This window comes from Thermomonas alba (genome assembly GCF_022419205.1).
Lineage (GTDB): Bacteria > Pseudomonadota > Gammaproteobacteria > Xanthomonadales > Xanthomonadaceae > Thermomonas > Thermomonas alba.
On the sequence record NZ_JAJOZU010000043.1, the window covers coordinates 1 to 274 of the forward strand.

General features: G+C 67.5%; 1 pseudogene. It reads left to right on the top strand.

Features of this window, described 5'->3' with window-relative positions:
- Positions 1-274 (top strand): annotated as a pseudogene (locus ML342_RS11650) (hypothetical protein); the annotation flags it as partial.

Below are 274 nucleotides of genomic sequence, written 5' to 3' on the forward strand. Positions count from 1 at the left end.
GGGTGCGCGCTCCGATGCGCACGGGGACAATCTGGTCAAGGCGCTGCACCCGGCCGTACTCGCCGTCACGGGCCCGCACGCCACGGACGAGGTGCTTGATGCCGTCCACGCCCATGCCCCAAAGCCGCACGACCCCTTCGTGGACCTGGTGCCCCCGCCCAGCAATGCCATAGAGGGCGTCGGCGTCAAGCTCACCCCGCGCCACTATGCGTATCTGAAGATCAGCGAGGGCTGCAACCACCGCTGTACGTTCTGCATCATCCCGTCGATGCGC